This is a genomic window from Salipiger sp. HF18, from assembly GCF_011806505.1.
Taxonomy (GTDB): Bacteria; Pseudomonadota; Alphaproteobacteria; order Rhodobacterales; family Rhodobacteraceae; genus Salipiger; species Salipiger thiooxidans.
In genome coordinates, this window is the sequence record NZ_JAATOS010000714.1 from 1 (window position 1) to 1,565 (window position 1,565).

The following is a 1,565-nucleotide window of genomic DNA, read 5'->3' on the forward strand; positions in this document are numbered from 1 at the left end:
AGGATATCGACGCTGCCCATGGCCTCGGCCGCCTGCTTCGGCAGCGCCGCGACCGCCTCGGGGTCCGAGAGGTTGCAGGGCAGCACGAAGGCGCGCTCGCCCAGCTCATCGGCCAGCGCCTGAAGCGGCGCCTCGCGGGTGCCTGACAGGCCGACGGTGGCGCCGGCGGCGTGCAGCGACCGGGCGATGGATCCGCCGATGCCGCCCGAAGCGCCGGTCACCAGCGCGCATTTTCCCGTAAGATCGAACATGGCTCGCCTTGTCCCTCTCTCTTATTCGTTATGGTTGAAATCCTGCGCCCGCGTATCGCACCGACGCCCGCACGGGGCAACCGCCGGGCGACCGGTTCGCAGCGGCGCTCAGACGGCGGCCTGCTCGGTCACCTTGGCCACGTCCTCCGGCGTGCCGATGGCCGCGACCGAGGCGCTGCGGTCGATGCGGCGCACCATTCCCGAGAGCGCCTTGCCCGCGCCGATTTCCCAGAACTCGCTCACACCGTTGCCGATCATGTATTCCACAGACTCGCGCCAGCGCACCGCGCCGGTCACCTGCTCGACCAACAGCGCGCGGATGGTGTCGGGATCGGTCACCGCCTCGACGCTCACGTTGGCGACGAGCGGCACCTTGGGGGCCGAGATCGAGACCTCGGCCAGCGCCTCGGCCATGGCCTCGGCGGCGGGCGCCATCAGGGCGCAGTGGAAGGGCGCGCTCACCGGCAGCATCACCGCGCGCTTGGCACCGAGCGCCTTGGCGAGCTCCACCGCTCGCGCCACCGCGGCCTTGTGCCCCGAGATCACCACCTGCCCCGGGTCGTTGTCGTTGGCGGCGGCACAGACCTCGCCGTCGCTCGCGGCCTCGGCGGCGACCGCCTTGGCGCGCACCAGATCGAGCCCGAGCAGCGCCGCCATGGCGCCCACGCCCACCGCCACCGCGTTCTGCATCGCCCGGCCGCGGGTCCGCAAAAGACGTGCCGCATCGGCCACGCTCAGCGCGCCGGCGGCGGTCAGGGCCGAGTATTCGCCCAGCGAGTGGCCGGCGACGAAGCAGGCGTCGGTCACCGACACACCCTCGGCTTCGAGCGCCCGCAGAGCCGCCATCGAGGTCGCCATCAGCGCGGGCTGGGCGTTTTCGGTCAGCGTCAGGGTGTCGGCGTCGCCTTCCCAGATCAGCGCCGAAAGCTTCTCGCCAAGCGCCTCGTCGACTTCGTCATAGATCGCGCGGGCGGCCGGGAAGGCCTCTGCAAGCGCCTTGCCCATGCCGATGGCCTGCGCCCCCTGGCCGGGGAAAATGAATGCTCGGGACATGGCGCGGTCTCCTGTCATCTGCGCTCTCTCAATGAGGTATTGGGCGCTTCACATAACGTCCGCGAGGGTGTTTCGCAACGGCTGTGCACGGATGCTGTGCGCAGGGCCACGATTGCGCTCCGTGCGGCAGCGCAGCATTTTGGGCGCAGCAATCGCCAACCCTTCCGGAGCCCCCATGCCCCTCGCGAACACCGAAACCTCCTACGGCACGCTTGCGCGGGCCTTTCACTGGCTGATAGCGCTCGGCATCCTGATCATGGT

Annotated in this window: 2 protein-coding genes; both read right to left on the reverse strand. The window is 70.0% G+C overall.

Annotated features, from left to right (window positions below):
* Positions 1–251 (reverse strand): SDR family NAD(P)-dependent oxidoreductase (locus tag HC022_RS26200; RefSeq protein ID WP_167454332.1); only part of this gene is annotated, 251 nt, incomplete at its 3' end.
* A 108-nt stretch (positions 252–359) separates the two neighbouring features.
* A complete protein-coding gene (fabD, locus tag HC022_RS26205; RefSeq protein ID WP_167454333.1) occupies positions 360–1,304 on the reverse strand; it encodes an ACP S-malonyltransferase in 945 nt (314 codons plus the stop codon).
* Positions 1,305–1,565: the final 261 nt, after the last annotated feature.

Excerpts from the sequence above, each read along its gene's own strand:
- fabD (WP_167454333.1), bottom strand. The coding sequence starts at position 1,304 with ATGTCCCGAGCATTCATTTTCCCCGGCCAGGGGGCGCAGGCCATCGGC.